Here is a 24,330-nt window from a genome sequence, read left to right as displayed (position 1 = left end):
ACTCCGTTCACTGCTGACTGCCGAGAGTTCACCATGATGCTACGCGTAGATAACGAGTTGGAGTTGCCGAACCCGGAACGCCGCGAGCTGATCAAGCGGGGCGGACTGGTGGTGGCCTTCATGTGGCTGGGCGGTGCCAGCCGGGTTTGGGGATATACACAAGGCGCGCGCCTCGAGCCGGATCATCCGCAGTTCGCGCCGAACGCGTTTGTCCGCGTGAACACCGACGGCAGCGTGCAACTGGTGATGCCTTGCATCGAGATGGGCCAAGGTGCGTATACCGGGCAGGCCACGTTGCTGGCCGAAGAACTCGATGTCGGCCTCGATCAGATCACCGTCGAGCATGCACCGCCCAATCGCAAGCTGTATTCCAATCCCTTGCTCGGTGACCAGGCAACCGGCGGCTCAACCACCATCCGTTTCTGCTGGACCACCTTGCGCGATGCCGGCGCTGCCGCGCGGGCCATGCTCGTGACAGCCGCGGCGCAGCGCTGGAAAGTGGATCCGTCGCAGTGCACGGCGGCGCGCGGCGTGGTCACGCACACGGCGAGCGGACGCACGCTGCGCTACGGCGAGCTCGCTGATGCCGCCGCGAGCGTGACGCCGCCCACCAAGCCGACCCTGAAGGATCCCAAGGACTTTCAACTCATCGGCAAATCGTTGCGCCGAGTGGACACGCCGGCCAAGGTCGACGGCACATTGCCGTTCGGCATCGATATCCGCGTGCCCGGCATGAAGGTCGCCACCGTGCAGGCCTGCCCCACCTTCGGCGGCACGCTGGCATCGGTGGACGATAAGCGCGCACTGGCAATACCTGGTGTGCTCAAGGTGGTGAAGATCGACAACGCCGTCGCGGTGATCGGCGAACACTTCTGGGCGGCCAAGCAAGGCCTCGAAGCGCTCACCATCCAGTGGAACAAAGGTGCCGGTGCCGGCTACAGCACGGAGCAGCTGTACAAGGATCTTGCCAACGCGTCCGAACATGGCACGCCCATCCTGGGACGCGAAGTAGGCCAGGTGGACAAGGTCCAGGGGAAAGTGGTTTCCGCAACGTATCAGCTGCCGCTGCTGGCACACGCGACGATGGAGCCGATCAACACCACGGTGCATGTCCGCCCCGATGGCTGCGACATCTGGGTCGGCACGCAGGTACCGGCACGCTGTGTCGACGTGGCGATGAAAGTCACCGGCCTGCCTGCCGAGAGCATCCAGGTCCACAACCAATACATGGGCGGCGGCTTCGGCCGGCGCTTGTTCGAAGACTCCGTCGGCCAGGCGGTGGCGATTGCGCGCGCGGTGGACTATCCGGTCAAGATCATCTGGACGCGCGAAGAAGACATTACGCAGGATCGCTATCGGCCGGCCTACTACGATCGCATCTCCGCAACGCTTGACGATAAAGGGCACCCGATCGCGTGGACGGATCGCACCACCGGCCCGTCGATCCTGGCGACGTTCGCTCCCGGGGCGATGGGCAAGAACGGCCTTGATTCGGACCTGGTCGAATGCGCCGCCGACATTCCCTACCAGATCCCCAATATGCGCGTGGACTGGGTTCGACACGACATGCCCAATGGGATACCGATTGGCTGGTGGCGCGGCGTCGGGCCGACCCACAATGTGTTCGTCGTTGAAAGCTTCATCGACGAGCTGGCGCATGCGGCGGGCAAGGACCCGATGGCTTATCGGCGCGAAATCCTTGCTGACAACCCACGCGCCAAAGCCGTGCTGGAACTGGCCGCCGAAAAATCTGGCTGGGGACGCGAAACCGTGCCGGCACGGCATGGCCGCGGCATCGCCTTGGCCGCACCGTTCGGCAGCTATCTGTGCGTGATCACCGACGTCGAAGTAACGCCACAGGGCGAAGTGATCTTGAAGCGAGCGGTGGCCGTGGTCGACTGCGGCACCGTGATCAACCCCAATACCGTCGAAGCGCAGATCGAGGGTGGCGTGATTTTCGGCTGGAGCGGAGCGCTGTACAGCGGCATCACCTTGAAGGACGGCGCCGTAGAGCAGCGCAACTTCAACGACTATCGCGTGCTTCGCCTCAATCAGACACCGCCGATCGAGGTGTACCTGATACCCAGCAAGGAAACACCGGGCGGCATCGGCGAAACCGGCACGGTGATGGCGATGCCCAGCCTGGCCAACGCGATTTTTGCGGCAACCGGCGTGCGTCTGCGCACGTTGCCGATCGATCGCTCGGCGCTGGTGCAGGACAAGAACGCACTCAAGTCGGTGCTGTCGGCAGCGAACCCTGCACCATCCACGCCGGGTGGCGTCGCTGAGCAGCCGGGGATAGTCACATGAAAATCGGGCGCATCATCGGAACGATCGTCGGCGTCGTCGTGCTGATCGCCATCGTGTTCACCGCGTACGCGCTGATCACGGTCACCCATGGCGGCAACGAACAGGCCACCCAGCCCCAGGGCGCGGGCGTGCCGGCGGATCTCCCCGCCACCATGGCGCGCGGCGAATACCTCACGCGCGCGGCCGATTGCGAGGGCTGCCATACCGCACCGGGTGGCCAGCCGTTTGCCGGCGGCGTGGCGTTCAAGTTGCCATTCGGCACCATCTACTCGTCCAACATCACCGCCGACAAGGAAACCGGCATCGGCGACTGGAGCGACGACGAATTCGTGCGTGCACTGCATGCCGGCGTCGACAAGCAAGGGCGGCCGCTGTATCCCGCCTTCCCCTATACCTCGTACACGGCCTTGAGCCGAGACGACATCGTCGCCATCCGGGCCTATCTTGCCAGCCTGCCGGTCGTGCATGCACCGGCGCGGCCCAACGAGCTGTCCTTCCCGTTCAACCAGCGCTGGACCTTGAGTTTGTGGAATGCCGTCTTTCTCAAGAAGGATCGCTTCCAGCCCGAACAAGGCAAGCCCGAAGCGTGGAATCGCGGCGCGTATCTCGCCACGGCGCTAGGCCATTGCGGCGAATGCCACACGCCGCGCAACGTCGGTTTCGCCATGAACAGCAGCAAGGCATTGGCCGGTGCCGAGCTGCAGGGCTGGCAGGCTTACAACATCACCTCGGACAAAGAGCATGGCATTGGTGCATGGAGCGACCAGGAGCTGATCGATTACTTCTCCAAAGGGCATGCGGCAGGACGCGGCACCGCATCCGGGCCGATGGGTGAAGTGGTGGGCTACAGCCTGCAACACCTGACGCCTTCGGATCTTGCCGCGCTGGTTGCGTATCTGCGCGATGTGAAACCCCAACAAGGCGGTGCGCCGCCAGTCGCGGCTGCAGCGGCGCCCACAGCGACCGCCGCCACGGCGAGCCCAGGCGAACAACTGTTCGTCGGCGCCTGCGCCGGTTGCCATCTGGAAAGCGGCCAGGGTCGCCAGACCAACTACGCAATGCTCACCGGGCTGCGTTCGGTGCGCGATCCGCACGCCACCAATCTCACCCAGATCATCCTCAATGGCTCGTCGCTGCATGTCGGCGGCCAGGAGGTGTTCATGCCTTCGTTTGGTCGTGCGTATTCCGATGCCGAAGTGGCTGCGCTGTCGAACTATGTGGTCAGTCATTTCGGTGGACAGCAGGGCACGCTGAGCGCAGAGGACGTGGCCAAGCGGCGGTGAAGTCGTTGCAACGACGCGGCATGATCGCCACGTTTCTCTATGTCGTGACAGCGAATTCGACGGGAACAGCATCGACCAAAAGGCGTACTTTGCGCATTCGCGCAAACTGCGTTTAGCTCACATGTCGCAGTTCGCATTGCGACCATCGACCCCCTAAATCGTTGCTTCAATGAAACACCCGCGATAACACCGGTCGCGCAAAATGAGGGGAGGCTCCGCGCAAATTGGGGGAAACTCCCGATGTTGCAGCGCATGCCAACTCGTAGCCTGTGATCGCCGCTTGAGCCCAAGCCGCGATTCTTACGAGGACAATGTCATGCCGCGCTATATCGTCGAACGTTATTTCCCGAACGGCCTTTCCCTGCCCACCAACGCCAGCGGCGCCGCCAAGTGCGTCGAGATCGTCAATACCAATGCCCAGGAAGGCGTCACCTGGCTGCACTCATACGTCAGCGAGGACAAGACCCGGACCTTTTGCGTCTACGATGCTCCCACGCCCGAGGCGATTCGCCAGGTGGCCCGCCGTAACGAGCTCCCTGTAGATCAGATCACCGAAATCTCCGTACTCAACCCCTATTTCTATTTGAGTATGGCGGGAGCCAGTCGTGCATCGGCGACGCGTACGGTTTATAGAGCACCGTGGCGACCGTTCCGCTATTTCCTCTGACGGAACGACGCCATGCAGGTTTCGCCCACCCTCCCCCCGGTCGGTGCGAACGTTGATCCAGCGTTGAGGATGGCAGGTTGGAACTGGTCGAGCGTGACTACGCCCTGCGGCGGCTTCGGGATGCTCTCGAGCTCGCGCGACAAGGCTCAGGCCGCACCGCACTGGTGTATGGCGAAGCAGGCATCGGCAAGACGTCTCTGGCGCGATGCCTGGCTTCGACTCACAGCGATGGGCGTGTCCTGATCGGCGGGTGCGAAGCGTTGTTTTCGCCCCGCCCGCTCGGGCCGTTCTACGACATCGCCGACGCCTTCACCAGCAAGACGCGCAATCTGCTCGGACGCGAAGGCCGTCGCGCGGAACTATTTGCCTCGGTGCTCACCGATCTGCAGGAGCTCGATGGCACCACCCTGGTGGTGCTCGAAGACCTGCACTGGGCCGATGCCGCCACGCTGGATCTGGTGAAATACCTGGCGCGGCGCATCGAACGTGTGCGTGCGCTGTTGGTGCTCACCTATCGCGATGATGAACTCGACGCACGGCATCCGCTGCGCATGCTGTGCGGCGACCTGCCGAGCGAAGTCGCCGTGCGCGTGCCCTTGTTGCCGCTGACGGAGGCGGCCGTAGTGGACATGGCGCGGCGCACCGGCCATCCGTCCGAAGGTTTGTTCGCAGCCACCGCCGGCAATCCATTCTTTGTCACCGAAGCGTTGTCGGCGGAAGGTTTGCCCGCCTCCGTGCGCGACGCCGTGCTGGCTCGCGCAGGACGGCAGTCACCGGCCGTGCGCGAGTTGCTGGATCTGGCCGCCATCGTGCCGGCGCGCATCGAAGTCTCGCTGGTGGAGGCGCTGCTCGCACCCAGCGACGAAGTCGTGGCTGGCGCGCTCGCGTCCGGATTGCTGGTGGCCGAAGGCGGCAGTTATGCGTGGCGCCATGAACTGGCGCGCATCTCGATGGAGCAGGCGCTGCCCGCGCCGGTGGCGACCGCGTTGCACGCACGCCTGCTGCATCATCTGGAGACGCTGGGGGATGGCGTCGCCGTCGCGCGCCTGGTGCATCACGCCGCCGGCGCAGGCGACTGCGCGGCGGTGATGAAGTACGCACCCAAGGCCGCGGACGACGCCGCCGCGCATGGCGCGCACTGCGATGCCGCCTGGCTCTACGGCAAGGCGCTGCCGCATGCAGGCGGGCTGGCCGACGAGGAGCGGGCCGACCTGCTCGAGCGGCACGCCTATCAGTGTTATCTCACCAGCCAGATCGACTGCGCCATCGACTCCAACGAGGCCGCGCTGGCGATCTGGCAGAAGCTGGGCGACGACCGCCAGGAAGGCCATTTGCTGCGCTGGCTATCGCGCATGTATTGGTTTGCCGGGCGCAATGCCGAAGCGGAGGTCTACGGCAATCGCGCCGCGCAGTTGCTGGAGTCCATCCATGCCGACGAAGAGCTGGCATGGGCGTTCAGCAATCGATCGCAGATGCGCATGCTGTCGCATCGCACCGCCGAAGCGGTGGCCTGGGGCAAGCGCGCGATCGAGATGGCCGAGCAGCAAGGCAACACGGAAGTGCTGGCGCATGCCTTGAACAATGTCGGCACCGCGCGCGCCGTGCACGGTCATCCCGATGGCCGGGAGATGCTCAAGCGCAGTCTGGCCATCGCCACCGAACACGGCTATGGCGAACACGTGGCGCGCGCCTACGCCAACCTCACCAGCAGCTCGGTCACCACGCGCAATTATCCCGATGCCCAGTGGTATATCAGTCAGGCCGCCGTGTATTTCTCCGACCGCGATCTCGATTCATGGTCGCAATACGTGGTGGCCTTGCAGACCCGCGTCGATTTTGAATTGGGCCGCTGGGATGCCGCCGGCCAGCTCGCCAGTCAATTGCTGACGCGCAGCGACGTGACGCCGGTGACGCGCATCCCCGCACTCACCGTGCTGGCACGGATCCGCTTGCGCCGGGGCGATCCCGGTGCTGCCGCCGCGCTGGAAGAAGTCACCGAACTGGCGTGGGCCACCGGCGAACTGCAGCGTCTCGCGCCGGTAGCCTCAGCGCGTGCTGAAGCCGCGTGGCTGGCGGGCGACGAGACCGGCGACGACCCCTTCGTGCGCGAGACCATCCGACTGGCCGAAGAGTTGGGCGATCCGCGCGCGCTGGGCGAACTGCTGTTCTGGCGTCGATGGATGGGGCTGGGCGGCTCGAGCCCGGGCGAGATCGAAGCCAACTATGCGTGGCAGCGCGATGGCCAGTGGCAGCAAGCGGCCATGGCCTGGCAGGGCATGGGCTGCCCTTACGAGCGCGCGCTGGCTTTGCTCGAGGGCGACGAGCATGGCATCGCCGAAGGCCTGGCCACACTCGAGTCACTCAAAGCCACGGCCAGCCTTCGGCGTTGCCGCGACTGGCTGTGCCGCGCCGGCATGCGCGGCGTCACGCGCGGCCCGCGTGCCAGCACCTCGGCGAACCCTGCCGGACTCACCCTGCGCGAACTGCAGATCCTCGACCTGCTCACCCAGGGCCTGTCCAACACCGAAATCGCCGGACGCATCGCACGCTCGGAGAAAACCGTCGAACACCATGTGTCCGCCGTGCTGCGCAAGCTCGACGCGCGTTCGCGGGGCGAGGCGGTGGCGCAGGCGGGCCGGCTGGGGCTGGGCGAGACGCACTGAGCGACGCGATCAGCCCTTCAGCTCGGCGGGAACTCACTGCACCGGCGTGAGTATTGGCTTGTTCTGGTCCTTCAGCAGAAACACCACGAACTTCGCCGGCTGCGTCGTGCTGGCGTTGCGGCCCACCGTGTGTTTGTCCTCCGGCCCTTCGTAAAAGGTCTGGCCCGGCCCCAGCGTCACTTCCTTGCCGCCATTCAGGCTCATCACGATGGAGCCTTCAAGCACATAGACGAAGGCATGCGCAAAGTGGCGATGGACGGGATCCACCGAACCCGGCGGATAGGTGACAAGGATCATCTTGCCTTCCTTGCCCGGGTAGTCCTTGAGCGCCTTGGTCATCAGGTCCGAGACCTGCGCCTGCGGTGCGGCGGGAGAGCTCTGGGCGAAGGCTTGTTGGGTAATGACGGCGGGGCAAGCGAGCAGGCACAGCAGGCCTAAGGTGTTGAACATGCGCATGGAGGTTTCCTCTTGAATGGCGCAAGTGGCCGGCGTAGGGCCACTCCGGAGCCCAGCCTAAGTACGATGCAGCGCTGCCACTAGATACCTTGGCAGGCTCGCCGTGTTGCCTTGTGCGCATCAGTCTTCCGATGCTGTCACAGGCGACGTCGCTGAAACGTCTATCGAGAGAGGCTGGCTGTGTCGCACGCCTTGTGCCGGGGACGAAGACGGCAGCTTCGCGCCTACCCGAGTATGGCTATCGACCTGCGGCTTGATGACCGTACCGATCCATGCGCCGCTTCAACATGGTGAATCCGCGAGCGGTTTATCGACACCCGACAGCCACGCCTGAGCTCAACCCAAGAGGCGCCATTGGCGTCAACGCAAACTGGAGGATTCCCATGAAAATCGTCGTACTCGGTGGTACCGGACTGATCGGCAGCAAGGTCGTCGAGCGCTTGCGCAAACACGGTCACGAGGCGGTACCCGCGGCGCCGTCCACGGGTGTCAATGCGCTTACCGGCGAAGGCCTGGATGCGGCCATGGCGGGCACGGACGTGGTGGTGGATCTGTCCAACTCGCCCTCGTTCGAAGACAAGGCGGTGATGGATTTCTTCCAGACCTCCCAACGCAACCTTGCCGCCGCCGAGAAAAAGGCAGGCGTGAAGTATCACGTAGCCTTGTCGGTAGTGGGCACCGGGCGTCCCGCCTTTGCGGCCAGCGGCTATATCCGCGCCAAGGTGGCCCAGGAGGAAGGGATACGCGCTGCTGGTGTTCCCTACACCATCATCCACTCCACCCAGTTCTTCGAATTCCTCAACGGCATCGCCGGCGACGGCACCAAGGGACAGGAGCTGCATATTTCCAGCGGGCTGATGCAGCCGATTGCCTCCGATGACGTGGCCGATGCCGTCACCGACGTCGTGCTCGCCGCGCCGGCCAACGGCATCGTGGAAATTGGCGGCCCCGACAAGGCGCCGATGGCGGAGTGGGTGCAGCGCTTCCTCACGGCGATCGGCGATACGCGCAAGGTCATCGCCGATCCCAAGGCGCCCTACTTCGGTGCCGTGCTGGAGCCGGGCACCTTGCTGCCGGGCGACGGCGCACGGCTGGGCAAACAGGACTTCAAGACGTGGTTTGCGCGCTCGATCTACGCCAAGCAGGGAGCGGCAGGCTGAGTATCGGCTTGCTGCCGATGTCTTGCTCGAATGAGTGGTGCGCCTTCATGTTGTCATCGGCTGGACACGACAGCATGAAGGCGCCGTTGCACCTGGCGCGCAACGCAGTAGCAGCAAGGGCACCGCGAACGATGAACTGCTAAGGCATCCGTCCAGCCAGCCACTGGGCCAGGTTCTTCATGTATTGTCTGATCGATTGCTGCGCATCGGTCGAATGAGCAAGCCCACTGCCGGGTGGCTCGCTGACAAAGCTCGGCGAGCCTTTGGAGGGATCCCAGTTGTAGTCGGCAAAATGATGGAAGGTCGATTGCGCCATGGCGGGGCCACCGGACTGCGATGGCTCAAACGCCACAGCCAGATTGAACGATCGTCCGCTGACGGCGCTGCGCCCCGTCGCAATGACACGCGCCGTGTCGTCGTGCTCAGGCTTGCCCACCGCGCCTTCGTGAGGATGCGAAGGCAAGTAGCGGATCGCGCCCGTCGGCGATGCCGGATCGGCCAGCACGGGATGGATGGGTTCACTCGGTTCGATGGTCTGGAAGTCGCCGTTCGAGCCGGAGTGATAATTGGGCCAGGAAATATTGGTGGTGACGGTGTCGTCGATCTGATGCCGCGACGCATCGGGATCCTGATTCTTGGAATGGAAGAAGTGCGCCGCACCGACGCCGCCCAGGGTGCATACCGAGCTGCCCAGGTCCATATGATCGCGTGCCACCAGCATGCCGCCTCCACGCTGGCGGAAGCGTCCGATCGCCGCACAGTCCTCGGTGGTCAGCCCGTCGCCGGTGTCGACCGCGAACAGCCACAACTCATCGATGTCCGAAGTGTCCAGTTGCGACAGCACGCTATCGGGCTTGCCGAGCGCATCCCGATCGCGCGCACTGACCTCGAACAGCGGCGATCCGTCGTCGCTGCGCAGACCGGCCAGATACGCGTGCAACAGGCTGAAGCGACCGATATGCCAATCGTCGGCGGCGTAAGGGATCGTCGTCTGCAGCAGAATTCGTTTGATTTGTGACATGGCTTATCCCGAACGTTTTCGTATGCGCCACCGGCGCGTGCATCATGCCTCACGCGGCCGATGCATCGCAGGTAGCTGGAGGGGCTTACCGTGTTTCCCTGCCGGAACCAGTGCATGGGGACTGCTGCTGATCCAGCGCAGAGATCCGTCTTGGCCGTCGATGGCCAGCGACACCCGTCACATGATATCGACGCCCTCATCAATGCTTCGTGTTTGCCACGGGCATGCGTTGAGCTATGACTGAAGTCCGATGCTGGGAGCCAGCGAAATACGGCATACTGGCCTCCGATCCCCGTGGCCGGCATGACGTTGCGCGATATGCCGCCCTTTGCGCCGCGCAGTGACTCGGGTTTACCACGTCAAAAGGGCCAGCTCGGCACTCATTGCTGTGAACGACGCCAACGCCACTTTCTATCGTCTTCGTCCCCGCTTGCAGGCGATTGCATACAGCATGCTCGGCTCCGTAGCCGACGCCGAAGATGTCGTCCAGGATGTGTGGCTGCGCTGGCACGGCACCGATCAGGCGGCCGTCAACAACGTTGAAGCATGGCTGGTGACTGCCACCACGCGCGTGGCGATCGACAGGTTGCGCTCCTTGAAGGCCCGGCGTGAGCACTATGTCGGCCTTTGGCTGCCCGAGCCGATCCTGAGCGATGGCCCGGCCACCCCCGAACAGATCCACGAACGTCACGGCGAGGTTTCCGTGGCGCTGCTGTCGATGCTCGAGCGCCTCTCGCCAGAAGCGCGCGCAGCGTTTCTGTTGCACGAGATCTTCGACGTGGGCTACGCCGACATCGCCGAAACGATCGACAAGAACGAAGCGGCCGCGCGCCAGATCGTGCATCGGGCCAAGACCCAGCTGCGCGAGGGAGAGCCCAAGTACGCCGTATCGCCCGAGGCACACGGTCGCATCGTGGAACGATTCGCGCAGGCACTCTCACTGGGACAGTTCAAGCTGCTGAAGGCGATGCTGGCCGACCAGGCCGAACTGATCGGCGACGGTGGCGGCAGGGAAACCAGTTTCCCCAGGCCGCTGCTTGGCGGTCAGCGCATCGCGCAGCTCTTCTATGCATCCAATCTGCGCTACAAGAGCGCACTTCGCATCGACCTGGCCTCGATCAATGGCGAGCTCAGCGTGCTGCGCTACATCCATGACGCACTGGAGTCGGTACAAACCGTGGAAACCGACGGCGACCGCATTGTCCGCGTACTCGTTCAGCGCAATCCGGACAAGCTGGCGCGCATCGCGTCCGAACTTGGCGTCCCGCTGTTTTCCTCAGCACGAGCCTGACCGGCGGCATGATCGTCGACGACCTACCGCCGGCCTGGCCCACGGCAACGATCAGAGCTTGAGGAAAGCCAGCAGATCCGCGTTGACCTGATCCTGATGGGTGGTGGTCATGCCATGCGGTGCGCCCGGATAGTAGATGCCGCGCGCGCCCTCGATCATGTGCACCGATTTCAGCGCCGAGGCCGCGATGGGCACGATCTGGTCGTCCTCACCGTGCATGATCAGCGTGGGCACGTCGATCCTGGCCAGATCCTCGGTGAAGTCGGTTTCGGAAAAGGCCTTGATGCACTCGTAGGCATTCTTCAACCCCGACTGCATGCTCCACTGCCAGAACTGCAGCAGCACACCGTGCGAGACCTGCGCGCCGGGGCGGTTGGCGCCGTAGAACGGCAGCGCGAAATCCTTGAAGAACTGCGAACGGTCGCGCTGCAGGGCGCTGCGCAGGCCATCGAATACATTCAAGGGCAGGCCTTCCGGATTCGTCGGGCTCTGCAGCATGACCGGTGGAACTGCGCCGATCAAAACAGCCTTGGCTACACGCCCTGTGCCGTGTCGGCCGATATAGCGCGCCACTTCGCCGCCGCCGGTGGAGTGACCGACCATGGTCACGTCGCGCAGATCGAGAGCTTCGAACAGTTCCGCGAGATCGTCCGCATAGCCATTCATGTCGTTGCCCTGCGACGACTGGCTGGAACGCCCGTGGCCCCGGCGATCATGTGCGATCACGCGATAGCCGTTCTGCGCCAGGAAGAGCATCTGCCCATCCCATGCATCGGCATTCAATGGCCATCCGTGCGAGAAGGTGACGACGGGGCCGCTGCCCCAATCCTTGTAATAGATCTGCGTACCGTCTTTCGTGGTGATGGTGCTCATCGCGCGTATTCCCGTGCTTCGTCAGCCTGCAGATTAGGCAACGGGATCAAGCATCGGTAGATACGCCAAGAGCGCTGCGGTGTTGCTTGCCTGGCATCAATCGCGACGTATTGGTCGCGACGCGTGCCGTCTTTCACTACCAGTCGGCGCCGCAGTATTCGGACTGATGGATCCAGGCAGGGAAACTCGTGGTGCACAGGTGGGCGCCGTCGTGTGGAAGCAGCGAGTCCTCTTTCAGCGTTGCACCGAAGTACGGCGCAAGCGGATCGGTGACCACGTCATACGGCGCTTCGATCTCGGTGAGAAAGCGCTGGATGATTTCGGAAAGCCGCACGCGATCGGGACCCGCCATTTCGATCATGCGGTTGCGCGCAGGCTGTACGGCAAGTTCGGCCATCGCGACGGCGACGTCGGCTGAGGCAACCGGCTGGATATAAGCGGGCGACAAACTGAGCTCCTGCTCATACACGCTCAGCTCGACGATGCGCAGAAGAAACTCGTAGAACTGCGTCGCGTGCAAGATGGTGTAGGGGATGCCAGAGCGCTGGATCATCGCCTCCTGAATCGCCTTGCCCACGAAATACGGACTATCGACGAGGCGATCGGTGCCCACTACCGACAGCGACACATGGTGCTTCACGCCCGCCGCGGCTTCCGCACGCAGCAGATTGACTCCCGCGGTCTGGAAAAACGCCAGCGGAGCATCGCCCTCGAGCTTCGGCGAATTGCTGACATCGACCACCACGTCGGCGCCGACCAGCACCTCGTCAACGCCCACCCCGGTGACGATATCCACGCCGGTCGAGCGCGAAGCCGCCGTGACGTCGTGTCCGCCAGCCCGGAGCCGTCGAACGACGTTTCGTCCCACCAGGCCATTGCCGCCGATCACAACGATTTTCATGAGGAACCTCGACTGTCGTCCGTCTAAACGTGGTCGGGTGCGGTATGCGCAGGAACGGCAGGCGATACCGCGGCCGCTTGTTCGCCGATGCTAGGTGACGCGAGTCGGCGTCAGTAGGTGCATGGGGGTACACATCTAATGGCCGGTCACGCACCAATGTTATGTCCCTTGGGTGGCGTGCGCCGTGAAGCGAAGGGCCCCGCCCCGCCGCTCCTGTCACAACAGCGCCGCCCCATACGACTAGACCGTACGGGGAGAGCCGATGGCGGCTCTCTGCGAGCCACCGTCCGCTCATCAGCTTGAAAACCAGCAGGTATCGCGCCTATGACACTCAACCATGATGGCAAGCCGCAGGGCGATGTCACCGATACGCTGGCGTGCAGCTTCACGGCGAGTTATGCCGGTGTCGTTGCCTTTATTGCCGTGGCAGCCGAAGGGAGCTTCGCGCGTGCGGCCGATCGCCTGGGCATCGGGCGCTCGGCGGTCAGCCGCAGTGTCCGCAAGCTCGAGGCCCAGCTCAACGCGAGGCTGTTTCTTCGCACCACGCGCAGCACCTCGCTGACCCGCGAGGGCGAGCTGTTTTACGAAAACTGCCACCCGGGCGTGCAGCGCATCGTGCAGGCGCTTGAGGATATGCGCGAACTGCGTTCAGGGCCTCCGCGCGGACATCTGCGCATCAGCGCCTCGATGGGCTTTGGACGCCAGATCGTGGCGCCCTTGCTGGCGGATTTTCGCGCCCGCTATCCCGAGATAACGCTGGATCTGCTGCTCGACGACCGTCCGACCGACTTCACCACCGACCGCGTCGACGTCGCCATCCGCGATGGCCAACTCGAGGACAGCCAGATCGTCGCCAAGCGGCTGGTTCCCATGCAGATGCTGGTCTGCGCCTCGCCTGCCTATCTGCGGCGACATGGTGCGCCGCAGGGTGTGGACGATCTGGCCAACCACACCTGCATCAACTTCCGCACCGCGTCAGGGCGTATCGCCGATTGGGAGTTCAACGTGGACGGTCAGCGGCGCAAGCTGGCGCCGCCATCGATCTGTACGTTCAACGACGTCGGGCTGGTGCTGCAGAGCGTGCTCGACGGCGTCGGCATGGCGCAACTCGCCGGCTATCAAGTCGCCGACCATTTGCGCGAGGGGCGGCTGGTCCCCTGCCTTGAGTCCTACGCCCCCGATGATCGCGGCCATTACCTGTGCTACCTGAGCAGGCAGCATCTGCCGGCGCGGATCCGCGTATTCATCGATTATGTCACCGAGGCGATCCGCGCACTCGACCTTCAATACGTGGCAGGCATTTCGCCACCGGCGACAGCCGCGAACGAGCCGATTCACGCCCTCGCCGATGTCGTCACCCTGCCGGTTTACCAGGGTGCCCGCAGAACCTCGCCGTAGTGTGACAAAGCTCGCCAGCCCTGTTGGCGCCACGTGCAAATCCAGAAAAACAGACGCGCGCCCTCAGTGAAGAGCGATCACCGTTTCCGGGGACCTTGCGCCCCTGTTTGGGTCATCCTGATTTGATCCAAGGCCTCTTGCGCGTCCTCGTCCCCGAGCTCAAGAGAGCGCTGAAACCAATATTTGGCCGATCTCAGATCGCGATGCTTTCGATAAACGACGCCAAGGTTATAGGCCGCTTGAGGGCTGCCCTGGCTGGCAGCCCGCTTGAGCCACCGGCGCGATGCTTCCAGGTCGGCTTTGATGCCAGTGCCGAATGCCAAAGCAACGCCGAGATTCACCTGAGCCTCGATGTTGCCCATCGACGCCGCCCGTTTCAAAAGCGATATCGACTGCCTGAGTTCGCCCAGGTCATCCAGATAACACGCCGACTCCAGAAACGACCGGGCCATCTGCTCGGCGCGCGCGGCCTCCCATTTTTTCTTCGCGTTGGCGTCTTTCGTTGCCACGGTACTGCCCCTTGTCAGGTGCCAACAGGCAAAAAATAGATGGTAACCAGGATGGCCACCAGCTCGTTCCTCGGGTGACACCCCATTCGCCATCGTTGGTGCAGGCACATGCAAACCGCGGCGGCCTGACCATCAATGGACAGAACCTCATAGTTCGTACCTTTCAGGGCTTCATGGTTTGTGGATTTGGTGAGCCACCGGCACCGACTATGCGCACAAACAGTTCGCTTAGTTTGTACATGTCATTTGAAATCTGTCGGTTATCACATATCAAATCGCAGCATTTGGGGCGTACAGGATTCAATAGTCTGTACTGCGCCCTCCTTGGTATCGGCAAATAAAAAGCCCGCAAGGGGAGCCTGCGGGCTTTGGGTCATCCATCTTTAGTTTGCTTAGGTAGGAGGGGAAGCCAGGCTAAGCAGTGGGACTGATGTCTCTCGACATGGAATAACTATACCTACCAGTATATTAATAAATCGTAACTTGGACGAGGCGTCGGCGACCCCTGCTACACGAGCTTTCGCCGCGACTGAAAAGCAGGCGTGACGGCTACCAACTGGGCGAGAAATGCGCAGTTCGCGATAACTGCGGGAGAGGGTTCTAGCACCGTCTGAAAGGCGCGCTCGTGTTGGGCGCTCTGCTTGCGGGCTGAATTTGGCCTATTGAATTACGATCATCATGTTATATGATGATCGTAATGGTATCGCGGTGGCGCCCTGCGCGGCCATGACAACGGCACATCATTCCGCTCATGCGAGGCTTTTATGAACGACACAACCGCCGCCACCGATATCTCCAGCCGCCCCGCGCAGGCAGGGGCGAGTGACCTGACTATGCTCGGGCTCGCCCAGGCCGCCGCTGCCATAAGCCGCGGCGAAGTTACCTCCGAGGCCTACACGTCTGCCCTATTGCAGCAGGCGCGAACGCAGACCGAACTCAACTCATTCATCAGCGTTGATGAAGCCGGCGTCCTAGCCGCAGCAAGAGACGCCGATAAAGCGCGCGCTGCCGGCTCGGCCGCCCCGCTCTTGGGCGTTCCGATCGGCGTGAAGGACAGTTACTTGACGAAGGGGTTGGCAACGAGCCTGGGGATCGGCGGCCTCCGCCACTTCGTACCAGAAGAGGATGCAGATGCTGTCCGCGCGATTAAGAATGCCGGCGCATTGGTACTCGGCAAGAACAACCTCGTGGAGATGTCCTTCGGTTTGACAGGCAGCAACGGAGACTTCGGGCAAGTAAAGAATCCACACGCGCATGATCGGGTGACCGGAGGCTCTTCGAGTGGCTCCGCCGCCTCTGTGGGCGCCGGCATTGTCCCGGCCTCTTTGGGTGGTGACACCGTTGGCTCGATCCGCGTGCCGGCTTCCCTTGTTGGCGTAGTGGGCTTCAAGCCGACGACGGGTCGATGGCCGCGCACCGGTGTGGCCCCCATTTCCCATACTCTCGATACGACCGGTGTGTTTGCACGCAGCGTCGAAGATATCGCGCTGGTTGATCAGGTCGTGACCGGCGAACGGGACAGGGAGTCATTCAAGGGCGGACACGACCTGACGGGCGTCCGGCTGGCTTATGCACCGAGGCAATTCCTCGATCTGGTCGATCCGGAAGTCGAAGCTCGCTTCCATGAGTCACTTCGACAGCTTCGGCACGCGGGTGCTGAACTGATTGAGGTGGATCTTGGCGACGACTACGGCGCCCTCATCCATTCCGCAACGTGGGGCATCTTCTTCCACGAAACGATGGGCGCGGTCTCGGAGTTTGTTCGCCGCCATCAAATCCCGACGACGTTCGATGAGATCTATCAGGCCCTCAAGCCCGAGCTACGCGACGTTTGGGGACACATGGTGTTGCCCGGTGGCGGGGGCGCGATCTCCCAAGAGGCCTATCAAACAGCGCTAACGGTCAGTCGTCCGGAAATCCAGCGTCGGCTGGACGAGGTATTCGTGGCGCAAGGAGCCGCGGCAATTCTGCAGCCGACCACGCCTAGCACGGCACCACTGATCGACCAGCAGACAAATTTCACCATCGCGGGCAAAGACGTCACTTATCTCGCCCTAGCAGCCAACACGGTATCCGCAAGCAGTGTGGGCTTGCCGGGCATCAGCCTGCCGATGGGCTTGTCGAGTGACAGGCTTCCCATCGGCCTTGAGCTCGATGCCCCTTTGCGAAGCGACCGCGCCCTGCTGAGCCTAGCTCGTCGCATTGAGGCCATTTTGGGTGCCCAGGCGGGTACGTTCTGAACCTCGGGCCCCTTTCCATTGCGGGAGGGGCCGACTCCATCTCGCGCTAGCAATAGGAAGGATCACCACATGTCAAACGCAACGTATTCTGTGCGCACGATTTCAGTCGAGCACGTCACCATCAGTTCTGCAAACCCCTTCGAGAATGTTCGAGCGAAGCTCTCATCCTTGGCCCCCCGCATGGACGATGGGATCTTCGTCCTGCTCCGCTACGGTGAAGGCAAGCGAGCACTTCAGGAACTGGAAGCATGTCCCGCGCTGTCTATTTTCTCTCAGCGTGATCACGGCGCGCTGCTAGCTGTGGCAGGACTCCAACGCCGTTCCATTCAGTACGATATTGGAAATCCACTTACAGCCTCCAAGATGACCCGCCACCAATTGTCAGCTGGCCTATACGCACCGGTCCGCGTTCTGCTGCGAGAGGATACGAGTGGCCAAGTCGCTTTCGAATACGACCGGCCTGCCTTCGTTTTTGGGCAGTTCGGCAGTGACGAAGTCGACGAGGTGGCACTACAGCTTGATCGCGATCTCAGGGCTTTACTAGAAGAAGCTGCGGGCTGAAATCGAAGGCACATCTCAAGAGCGAAAAGAGCGATGCGTTACGAGAAAGGTCAAAAAGCAACGACACGGCGCCAGATACTCGAGACAGCCTCGAGATGTTTCCGCCGCGATGGGGTATCGGCCGCAGGAATCGCCGGAATTATGAGCGAGGCTGGCCTCACGAATGGAGCGTTTTACACCCACTTCGAATCGAAGGAAGAACTGGTTCGCGACGCATTGGTCGACGCGCTCGGGGGCCAGCAACTTCGCCTTGAAGAGGACCTGCGCGCGGGACTCAATCTTGAGGCCATCATCCGTGGCTATTTGAGCCCGGATCACCTTAAAGCACCGCAAATTGGCTGTCCTTCGGCGGCACTTCTGCCGGAAATCGCACGGCAGCCTCAGCCAACTCGGGAGGCCTATGAGCAGGGGTTGAGCCGCTATGTTTCGCTGTTGGCGGGCCAGCTTGAAAACCCTGATTCTGCCGCCGCTCATCGCCGTGCGACAGCCATCTTCGCACTCATGGTGGGGACACTCGAGTTTGCGCGCGCGGTGGCAGATACGGCGAGTGCGGAGAAAATCTTAGCGGGCGGCGTTGAAGCCGCACTGCTACTTGCTAACACTCAGTTCGCTTGATGTTCTGAAAAAACTGCCGAAGCAACATCTGGAAATTGGAGGGACGGCCCGTTAGATGGATCGTGCCGTGCTCTACGAAGAAGCACGTAGCACCCATCAATCCATCCAGAATCCTTGGCTAACCTCACCACGCGCGCTTGACGGTGACCATTGCTATGACAATCATCTCGGAAGAGACCGGCTTTCTGACTTTCATCAATGTGTTTACGGTGAGTCCAGACAACCAGCAAAGGCTTATTGATCTTCTGACTCAAGCAACTGATCTATCCGTGCGTCATGCAAGCGGATTCGTTTCTGCCGCTTTGCACCGCAGTCTGGATGGCACCAAAGTCACGATGTATGCCCAATGGCAGAGCATGGAAGCGTATCAGGCCATGCGCGGAGATCCTGTCGCGATCCCCTATTTAACTGAAGCTTTGGTGATCGCTACCTTTGAGCCTGGCGCATACATCGTCGCAAGAACGTTTGCCCCACAAGTCGCAAAACAGTGACAAGGTGGCTCGGCGGTTGAGCACTCCTTGCCACGAGTTGCGCTTCCGCTTTACCCAGGGGGACATCCCAGATACCAACTTCCGCTGCTGTTCCGTACGGAAGCGAATTGCGCAAGCATCATGAAGATGTCAGCCCTTGATGCTTTCAAAACGCATTCGGCGCGCGTGCATTCGCGACGATACCGCCCACCTGACGAATGCCATCAGTGTTTGCCAATCGCATCTCCAGACCCCATCCCCAGTGTTGCTGGCCGCCTGCGAAATTGTCGTCGATCGCTACGGCAATTTGATTGGCGCCCTTTCTCAGCGGCAAATCGAATGATCCATTGGTAAGAGACAGGCGTCCGCCGGGCTCCTTGCTTGCGCCCTTGATGCCATAAAGATTCTTGCTTTGGAACGCCAGCTTGCCATTCACGAAGACCCAGATTTCTCGGGTCCATCCCACGTCGACGTGCTTTACCTGGTCATGGTCAGCGCTGATCTCGGTCTTTAACCAGATACCTGCGATTACCGGTCCAGTCTGCGCATCGCCATACCATCGCGTTAAATTGAGAAGGCCGCCTGGGTCGAGCGCGATGGGAGTCCACAAAGCCAATGGTTTCGGCATGGATGAATAAACGGGATCGATGCCGGTGTTTTCCTGAAGCGCGGCATCCATGCGACTTGGCATAGGGAATGGCTTCGAAGCAAGCCAATGGTCCACATATCGCAGATCATCCTTCGCCGAGTCGGTGGCTGCCTCTAAAGGAAGGCCATCGACGACGTCGGGGGCGATCTTGAGGTGCGCATAGGATGCAGGTCCGTGCAATCGGATCGCGCCGTCGGAAAAGCCGCCCACCAGTGTCCCGACGGCCAGAGACGGCGCGTGCGCACCGTTCACGAAAACATTCATGCGTGCGCCGGAAAGAACCAGCTTTATATGGTTCCAGCCATCGAGATGGATGGGCGCGTGCGTTTGGTACTGCCCATACAAGTCCCATTCGAACACGTGATGCGCCGTCGGCATGTACTGGATGCATTCGTCCGAGACAGCACAGTCCGCGCTCGGTCGAAAATACAACGCGTCAGCCTGGTCTTCATGCTGGCGAAACGTGATGCCGGTTATTCGCTCACCGACAAATTTTGTGTCGAATTCAATCGTGCCGTTGCTAAAGTCAGTGTTCTTCAGCTCTGCATAGCCCTTATTGACGACGAGCACATCCTGCTTGGCCGGATCGTGCTGAAACGACACATCTCCGTTCGCTTGCCATTGCTCCGGCGTCAAGGCGATAGGGTTCAATTCGAGAGCAAGCACGGGCTGTGGGAACCCGATGATGGCAGCAAGGAGTAACGCACTTCGTGGCCCGTAGAGCACCATTGCCCAACCTTCACGCCAGGGTATCGTTGACATGCGTTACTCCTCCCGCCCGCGACTTATCCAGCCAACGACAAGTGACAACGCCGCCGCGACGAGTGGCGGCACGGCGTGCGCGTATTCGCCGCGGATGACGACGGTCGCCAGTGCGGCAAACATGACGGTGCCACCAAGCAACGCACCTGACAGGCGAGTCGGTTTCCGAAAAAGCAGAATGGCGGCGGTGAGTTCCATCGTTCCGGTGAAGAAATGGAACCAGGGCGGATATCCCCATTTCAGGTATTCCTCGTAGATCGATCGCGGAGCGACGATGTTGCTCAGGGAACCGACGACGAAGAAGGTGGCAAGCACGAAGGGCAAGACTTCGCGCCACGAGATTTTAGGCATGGGTCCAACCTCAGACGATGAGTTTGTCGACGGCGTGTCGGTGACGGGCCGGCGAACCTAGGCTGCGATGGCCCTTTGAGCCGATGCGAAGACATCGCGAGCGGACGTCGTACCCGGAACGTGCTCCGTACCCTGCACCCCAATGTCCATCCCTCCGGCATTGACGGCTTCATACATGACTTCGGCAGGCCCGGACCGGCCCATCGGAATGCCGAACTGCTCGAAGGCGCCCGGCCAACCGGCGCGCGGAACGGCCACGGCCTTAACGTCGAGCTTCATCACTTCACCCAATTGCGCTGCAACTTCATCTGCGCTCACCATGGAGCCGAGTTCGATAGCCCGGTGGCCCAGCCAAGCCGGTCCGCTCAGGAGCCTTGCGATCTCGGCACCGATGTCGTCAGTCGCAACCATGGCCGACTTCCGGTTGGTCGGGTTGTAAAAGACGGGCAGCGTGCCGCCCTGTGCAACGTGGAAGCAGTAGAGAAAGTTTTCGAAAAAACCGCCCGCTCGCACATAGGCGATCGGCAATGTCAGGTCGCGAAAAGCCTGCTCCAGAAGCGACAGTGCCGTGATCAGTCCCATTCCGTTGGGTCTGTTCGCGCCCATCGATGAGAGTGCTACCACCCGCGGCGGTCGCGCTTTCGTGAGGGCCTCGACATAGTTTGCGACGACGCTCCTGGCTTCCCTGAAATCCGGCGAGGGGGCCCAGATCGGAGGCATCATGACAAACGCACCATCGACGCCCTTGAGCGCCCGCTCGATGGACGCCGAGTCATTCCAGTCGCCGTCCACCAGTTCGACGCCTTGGTCAGCCCAGGTTGCCGCCTTCGAGCGGTCACGGACGAGTGCCCGCACCTTCATGCCTTGCGCCAGCAGATGAGCTGCCGCCGCGCCGCCAACTTTTCCCGTAATTCCCATCACCAGAAACATGAGCCTTCGCCTTTATGAGTTGGATGGCCCACGGTATTCCCTGCGCTATTATTCGAATACTGGGTACATTCGGAACGGGCTGTGTAGATGAACTTAACAATTGCTCGCACGCATCTGGATGGGCTTGTCATGTTTCTGACCGTGGCGGAGTGCCAAGGCTTCCGCGCTGCGGCACGACACCTCGGCATCACGCCGTCCGCGGTCAGTCAGGGCATACGCAGCCTGGAGGAGCGGGTAGGCGCGCCCCTATTTTCCCGTACGACGCGAAGCGTCAGGCTCACCGAAGCGGGCGAACGTCTGTTGGCCCACGCGCGTCCGGCAGTCGATATGCTCACGGCGGGACTGGACGCCGCGAGTGACTTGGGTGGCGAGATCACCGGCCGACTGCGCATCAATGTGCCCAGGCCAACCTTGCCGCTGCTGGTGAATCGCTTGCTGCCCGACTTTCTCGACGCTCATCCAAACGTCGAACTCGAACTGGTGGGCGAGGATCGCCCGATCGATATCGTGGCAGAAGGTTTCGATGCGGGAATCCGTTTCGGAAACTTCGTCCAGATCGATATGGTCGCGGTATGGCTGACGCCACCCGAACGCTTCGTTGTCGTCGGCTCCCCGGCTCTGTTTCGCAAACATGGCCGTCCGGCGTCTCCGTATGATCTGCAGAACTTCCGTTGCATCCTGCTTCGCCAATCCGTGCGAGCCCTCGATCATTGGCAATTCGTCGTCGATGGCCAGCGCATAACGGTGGGCGTGGCGGGGCCTCTCGTGATCAACGATGTGGAAGCCTGCATTCACTCGGCAATGAGAGGCGCAGGGCTCTTCCAATTGCCGCATTCGGTAGTGATGTCACATCTAGAAAGGGGAGATCTGCAGACCGTGCTCGAACCTTATTGCGAAGAGGTTCCAGGCCTTTCCCTTTACTACCCAAGCCGAAGTCAGTCATTGCCGAAACTTCGTGCCTTTGTAGATTTCGCCACCCAGCGAATGCGAAGAGCGTTCATGCCGGATGACTACCTAAGCCGACCTCGGTGATCTCCAAAGCGTGGAGGGCATGGATGTCGTGTCGACCGCCGCGTTGCTGGGAGGCCAAGGTCCGCTTTCGACCCATAACGGACCTTATGAGGCTACGCCGCCAACTCGGCAAAAGCCGTTCAGAAATTCGCCATAGTGTGTAAATGCTCCGTTCGCCATAGTTGGTGTTGGCACATACAAACTATGGCGTTCTGACCACAACCATGGTCGGAATGCCATAGCTTGTTTAGCAACGAGCATCAAAGTTTGTAGAAACTGACCCGCTGAGGCACAAACTTTGCTCACCGACTGCGGCCATAGGCCGTCGGAGATTTGCGTAATCAAATACTTATGAAACCGCGCCGGCTGCTCGGTCCGCGTGTAGTACTGCATAGGCTGTGGTCCACATAGCCATGTATCCGCCGCGCCGATCAGGCATTGACGAACGGCTGCGCTGGCGCATTCACTACACCTCAATGAACACGCAGGTTCGATCCACAAGCGATGGATGGAAGGGGTACGCGTGAAGCGACAACACATTAAAGCCGTCGCGTTCGACGCTTACCCGATGAGTGTCGGCGAGAACCAAACGTATCCACTTCCATCAATCGGCTGACTCGGCTGAATAATCCAAGCGTCGGCGGCAAAATAGTGCTTCATACGCTGATCAACGCTTGCGCTCTGCAGGGAATATCAGTGAAAGAGCTTCTTCTTAGGCCAAGAGAGGCCGCGTGCGCTCCGCTTCGGGGCGGCTGGGGTGGATAGTCTGTGTAGACACATACAAACTATGGCGTTCTGACCATCAACCCGCTGCACGGAGCGCTCCCCCAACAGCGACGATTTTCAAACGATCGTCACACTGGCCGATTTGCCCCCCTTCGACGGCCGTTCTCCCCTCCCTGCCGGGCGGCGGTTTCCGGGACAGTGGCTTGTCACGCAGCCAGCGCTCCTGGGGAGGAAAGCGACCATGCGCAAGATCTACCTGATTCTCGCCCTACCGTTGGCCCTGGCGGCCTGCAACCATGATGAACCCACCGCGCAGAGCAGCGGCGACGTCTCGTTCGAGGCCAAGTTGCAGCAGCAGTTGCTGGATGCCAAGCCTGGCAGCGTCATCGATATCCCGGCCGGTCACTACCACCTGCAGCGTGGCCTGAGCCTGCGCACCGACGGCGTCACCATCAAGGGCGCCGGCATGGACAAGACCGTGCTGTCGTTCAAGGGCCAGGTGGTTGGGCCCGAGGGCCTGCTGGTCAACGCCAACGACTTCACCATCGAGAATCTCGCCCTGGAAGACACCAAGGGTGACGCGCTCAAGATCAACCAGGGCAAGAACATCACCATCCGCGGCGTGCGCGTGGAATGGACTGGCGGTCCCAAGACCACCAACGGCGCCTACGGCCTGTATCCGGTGAAGACGCAGAACGTGCTGGTGGAAGACTCGGTGGTGATCGGCGCCTCCGACGCCGGCATCTACGTGGGCCAGTCCAACAACATCGTGGTTCGCCGCAATCGCGCCGAATTCAACGTGGCCGGCATCGAGATCGAAAACTCGGTGAACGCCGACGTGTATGAGAACACCGCCACCAACAACACCGGCGGCATCCTGGTGTTCAACATGCCCAACCTGTCGCAGGCCGGCCACAGCACGCGCATCTTCAAGAACAAGACGATAGGCAACAACACCGACAACTTCGCCGCCAAGGGCGCCGCGGTGGCCAGCGTGCCGCGCGGCTCGGGCGTGGTGGTGAACTCCAACGACAAGGTGGAGATTTTCGACAACGACATTGCCGACAACAAGACGGCGAACGTCATCATCTCCAGCTATTTCTCCACCAATTACTACAACACCAAGGGTGTGGCGGCCGATTACAACCCCTACCCGAAGGGCATCTTCATCTACGACAACCGCTTCAAGGGCGGCGGCGATTCGCCGGATGGACTGAAGCTCAAGACCTTGAAGACCGCGGTGTTCGGCCTCAGCGGCAAGTTCCCGGACATCCTGTGGGACGGCTATGTGGATCAGACGAAACTGGTGAACGGCTTGCCGCCCGACAGCGACCGCTTCTGCATCCAGAACGGCGACGTGGGCGTGATCAACGCCGATGGTCCGCACGATTACAAGAATCCCAGCACCGACACCAAGCCCTACCAGTGCACGCTGCCCAAGCTGCCGCCGGTCGTACTTGACCCGGAACCGAAAGCCTGAGGT

At 61.6% G+C, this 24,330-nt stretch carries 21 protein-coding genes; 13 read left to right on the top strand and 8 right to left on the bottom strand.

The genetic code is table 11. The features are described from left to right. The first annotated feature begins 33 nt into the window (after nt 1-33). From AC1DKY_RS09515 to AC1DKY_RS09500, 4 genes are all read left to right on the top strand, one after another. On the top strand, nt 34-2,310 hold the full coding sequence (locus AC1DKY_RS09515) for a xanthine dehydrogenase family protein molybdopterin-binding subunit (RefSeq protein ID WP_441602899.1): 2,277 nt from the start codon (nt 34-36) through the stop codon (nt 2,308-2,310). Continuing rightward, nucleotides 2,307-3,593 carry a c-type cytochrome gene (locus AC1DKY_RS09510; protein ID WP_441602898.1) on the top strand — a complete coding sequence of 429 codons (1,287 nt, stop codon included), beginning with the start codon at nt 2,307-2,309 and terminating at the stop codon, nt 3,591-3,593. Before AC1DKY_RS09515 ends, AC1DKY_RS09510 begins: the two co-directional genes overlap by 4 nt. A gap of 316 nt (nt 3,594-3,909) precedes the next feature. After that, complete coding sequence (locus AC1DKY_RS09505; protein WP_441602897.1) at nt 3,910-4,260, top strand: DUF4242 domain-containing protein; 351 nt, start codon at nt 3,910-3,912, stop codon at nt 4,258-4,260. Between the two features lie 77 nt (nt 4,261-4,337). Then, the gene (locus AC1DKY_RS09500) at nt 4,338-6,923 is read left to right on the top strand and encodes an ATP-binding protein (RefSeq protein WP_441602896.1); all 2,586 of its coding nucleotides are present in this window, start codon (nt 4,338-4,340) and stop codon (nt 6,921-6,923) included. A 33-nt stretch (nt 6,924-6,956) separates the two neighbouring features. Here AC1DKY_RS09500 and AC1DKY_RS09495 read toward each other — a convergent pair whose 3' ends face one another. Beyond that, a complete protein-coding gene (locus AC1DKY_RS09495; RefSeq protein ID WP_441602895.1) occupies nt 6,957-7,379 on the bottom strand; it encodes a cupin domain-containing protein in 423 nt (140 codons plus the stop codon). 383 nt (nt 7,380-7,762) lie between these two features. Here AC1DKY_RS09495 and AC1DKY_RS09490 point away from each other — a divergent pair, with 383 nt between their 5' ends. Next, nucleotides 7,763-8,539: an SDR family oxidoreductase gene (locus AC1DKY_RS09490; RefSeq protein ID WP_441602894.1), complete on the top strand. Its 777-nt coding sequence runs from the start codon at nt 7,763-7,765 to the stop codon at nt 8,537-8,539. 139 nt (nt 8,540-8,678) lie between these two features. On the opposite strand, the gene AC1DKY_RS09485 is transcribed toward AC1DKY_RS09490, so the two are convergent. After that, nucleotides 8,679-9,560, bottom strand: a complete 882-nt coding sequence (locus AC1DKY_RS09485) for a hypothetical protein (protein WP_441602893.1) — start codon at nt 9,558-9,560, stop codon at nt 8,679-8,681. 340 nt (nt 9,561-9,900) lie between these two features. On the opposite strand from AC1DKY_RS09485, the gene AC1DKY_RS09480 reads away from it, so the two are divergent. Next, entirely contained in the window at nt 9,901-10,851 is a 951-nt protein-coding gene (locus AC1DKY_RS09480; protein WP_441602892.1) for an RNA polymerase sigma-70 factor, read from the top strand. Nucleotides 10,852-10,902: 51 nt separating this feature from the next. Here the strand turns inward: AC1DKY_RS09480 and AC1DKY_RS09475 are convergent, their stop codons facing one another. Beyond that, entirely contained in the window at nt 10,903-11,724 is an 822-nt protein-coding gene (locus AC1DKY_RS09475) for an alpha/beta fold hydrolase (protein ID WP_441602891.1), read from the bottom strand. 136 nt (nt 11,725-11,860) lie between these two features. Further along, nucleotides 11,861-12,625 (bottom strand): SDR family oxidoreductase, encoded by a 765-nt coding sequence (locus tag AC1DKY_RS09470; protein WP_441602890.1) that lies wholly within the window; start codon nt 12,623-12,625, stop codon nt 11,861-11,863. A 324-nt stretch (nt 12,626-12,949) separates the two neighbouring features. Here AC1DKY_RS09470 and AC1DKY_RS09465 point away from each other — a divergent pair, with 324 nt between their 5' ends. Further along, nucleotides 12,950-14,023 carry a LysR family transcriptional regulator gene (locus AC1DKY_RS09465; protein ID WP_441602889.1) on the top strand — a complete coding sequence of 358 codons (1,074 nt, stop codon included), beginning with the start codon at nt 12,950-12,952 and terminating at the stop codon, nt 14,021-14,023. 77 nt (nt 14,024-14,100) lie between these two features. Here the strand turns inward: AC1DKY_RS09465 and AC1DKY_RS09460 are convergent, their stop codons facing one another. Continuing rightward, nucleotides 14,101-14,532, bottom strand: coding sequence for a tetratricopeptide repeat protein (locus tag AC1DKY_RS09460; protein WP_477179902.1), 432 nt, complete (start codon nt 14,530-14,532; stop codon nt 14,101-14,103). 764 nt (nt 14,533-15,296) lie between these two features. On the opposite strand from AC1DKY_RS09460, the gene AC1DKY_RS09455 reads away from it, so the two are divergent. The 4 genes from AC1DKY_RS09455 (at nt 15,297) to AC1DKY_RS09440 (ending at nt 18,439) form a co-directional block, all read left to right on the top strand. Further along, the gene (locus AC1DKY_RS09455; RefSeq protein ID WP_441602887.1) at nt 15,297-16,772 is read left to right on the top strand and encodes an amidase family protein; all 1,476 of its coding nucleotides are present in this window, start codon (nt 15,297-15,299) and stop codon (nt 16,770-16,772) included. 69 nt (nt 16,773-16,841) lie between these two features. Further along, the gene (locus AC1DKY_RS09450) at nt 16,842-17,333 is read left to right on the top strand and encodes a DUF302 domain-containing protein (protein ID WP_441602886.1); all 492 of its coding nucleotides are present in this window, start codon (nt 16,842-16,844) and stop codon (nt 17,331-17,333) included. A 33-nt stretch (nt 17,334-17,366) separates the two neighbouring features. Then, nucleotides 17,367-17,948: a TetR/AcrR family transcriptional regulator gene (locus tag AC1DKY_RS09445; protein WP_477179901.1), complete on the top strand. Its 582-nt coding sequence runs from the start codon at nt 17,367-17,369 to the stop codon at nt 17,946-17,948. A gap of 155 nt (nt 17,949-18,103) precedes the next feature. Beyond that, entirely contained in the window at nt 18,104-18,439 is a 336-nt protein-coding gene (locus tag AC1DKY_RS09440) for an antibiotic biosynthesis monooxygenase family protein (protein ID WP_441602884.1), read from the top strand. A 145-nt stretch (nt 18,440-18,584) separates the two neighbouring features. Here AC1DKY_RS09440 and AC1DKY_RS09435 read toward each other — a convergent pair whose 3' ends face one another. From AC1DKY_RS09435 to AC1DKY_RS09425, 3 genes are read right to left on the bottom strand one after another with little or no spacing between them, the layout of a single operon-like run. Further along, nucleotides 18,585-19,829 (bottom strand): hypothetical protein, encoded by a 1,245-nt coding sequence (locus tag AC1DKY_RS09435; RefSeq protein WP_441602883.1) that lies wholly within the window; start codon nt 19,827-19,829, stop codon nt 18,585-18,587. A 3-nt stretch (nt 19,830-19,832) separates the two neighbouring features. Continuing rightward, a complete protein-coding gene (locus AC1DKY_RS09430; RefSeq protein ID WP_441602882.1) occupies nt 19,833-20,180 on the bottom strand; it encodes a DoxX family protein in 348 nt (115 codons plus the stop codon). A 57-nt stretch (nt 20,181-20,237) separates the two neighbouring features. After that, nucleotides 20,238-21,110 carry an NmrA family NAD(P)-binding protein gene (locus AC1DKY_RS09425; RefSeq protein WP_441602881.1) on the bottom strand — a complete coding sequence of 291 codons (873 nt, stop codon included), beginning with the start codon at nt 21,108-21,110 and terminating at the stop codon, nt 20,238-20,240. Nucleotides 21,111-21,239: 129 nt separating this feature from the next. Here AC1DKY_RS09425 and AC1DKY_RS09420 point away from each other — a divergent pair, with 129 nt between their 5' ends. After that, entirely contained in the window at nt 21,240-22,142 is a 903-nt protein-coding gene (locus AC1DKY_RS09420; RefSeq protein ID WP_441602880.1) for a LysR substrate-binding domain-containing protein, read from the top strand. Between the two features lie 946 nt (nt 22,143-23,088). Continuing rightward, nucleotides 23,089-24,327: a parallel beta-helix domain-containing protein gene (locus AC1DKY_RS09415; protein ID WP_441602879.1), complete on the top strand. Its 1,239-nt coding sequence runs from the start codon at nt 23,089-23,091 to the stop codon at nt 24,325-24,327. Nucleotides 24,328-24,330 lie beyond the last annotated feature (3 nt).

This window comes from Dyella sp. 01N448 (genome assembly GCF_056399225.1).
The sequence above is the reverse complement of the archived record's forward strand: the minus strand, read 5'-3'. Positions and strand labels throughout refer to the sequence as shown.

Excerpts from the sequence above, each read along its gene's own strand:
- AC1DKY_RS09515 (WP_441602899.1), top strand. The coding sequence starts at position 34 with ATGATGCTACGCGTAGATAACGAGTTGGAGTTGCCGAACCCGGAACGC.
- AC1DKY_RS09510 (WP_441602898.1), top strand. The coding sequence starts at position 2,307 with ATGAAAATCGGGCGCATCATCGGAACGATCGTCGGCGTCGTCGTGCTG.
- AC1DKY_RS09505 (WP_441602897.1), top strand. The coding sequence starts at position 3,910 with ATGCCGCGCTATATCGTCGAACGTTATTTCCCGAACGGCCTTTCCCTG.
- AC1DKY_RS09495 (WP_441602895.1), bottom strand. The coding sequence starts at position 7,379 with ATGCGCATGTTCAACACCTTAGGCCTGCTGTGCCTGCTCGCTTGCCCC.
- AC1DKY_RS09490 (WP_441602894.1), top strand. The coding sequence starts at position 7,763 with ATGAAAATCGTCGTACTCGGTGGTACCGGACTGATCGGCAGCAAGGTC.
- AC1DKY_RS09485 (WP_441602893.1), bottom strand. The coding sequence starts at position 9,560 with ATGTCACAAATCAAACGAATTCTGCTGCAGACGACGATCCCTTACGCC.
- AC1DKY_RS09475 (WP_441602891.1), bottom strand. The coding sequence starts at position 11,724 with ATGAGCACCATCACCACGAAAGACGGTACGCAGATCTATTACAAGGAT.
- AC1DKY_RS09470 (WP_441602890.1), bottom strand. The coding sequence starts at position 12,625 with ATGAAAATCGTTGTGATCGGCGGCAATGGCCTGGTGGGACGAAACGTC.
- AC1DKY_RS09465 (WP_441602889.1), top strand. The coding sequence starts at position 12,950 with ATGACACTCAACCATGATGGCAAGCCGCAGGGCGATGTCACCGATACG.
- AC1DKY_RS09455 (WP_441602887.1), top strand. The coding sequence starts at position 15,297 with ATGAACGACACAACCGCCGCCACCGATATCTCCAGCCGCCCCGCGCAG.
- AC1DKY_RS09450 (WP_441602886.1), top strand. The coding sequence starts at position 16,842 with ATGTCAAACGCAACGTATTCTGTGCGCACGATTTCAGTCGAGCACGTC.
- AC1DKY_RS09445 (WP_477179901.1), top strand. The coding sequence starts at position 17,367 with ATGCGTTACGAGAAAGGTCAAAAAGCAACGACACGGCGCCAGATACTC.
- AC1DKY_RS09440 (WP_441602884.1), top strand. The coding sequence starts at position 18,104 with ATGACAATCATCTCGGAAGAGACCGGCTTTCTGACTTTCATCAATGTG.
- AC1DKY_RS09435 (WP_441602883.1), bottom strand. The coding sequence starts at position 19,829 with ATGTCAACGATACCCTGGCGTGAAGGTTGGGCAATGGTGCTCTACGGG.
- AC1DKY_RS09430 (WP_441602882.1), bottom strand. The coding sequence starts at position 20,180 with ATGCCTAAAATCTCGTGGCGCGAAGTCTTGCCCTTCGTGCTTGCCACC.
- AC1DKY_RS09425 (WP_441602881.1), bottom strand. The coding sequence starts at position 21,110 with ATGTTTCTGGTGATGGGAATTACGGGAAAAGTTGGCGGCGCGGCGGCA.
- AC1DKY_RS09420 (WP_441602880.1), top strand. The coding sequence starts at position 21,240 with ATGTTTCTGACCGTGGCGGAGTGCCAAGGCTTCCGCGCTGCGGCACGA.
- AC1DKY_RS09415 (WP_441602879.1), top strand. The coding sequence starts at position 23,089 with ATGCGCAAGATCTACCTGATTCTCGCCCTACCGTTGGCCCTGGCGGCC.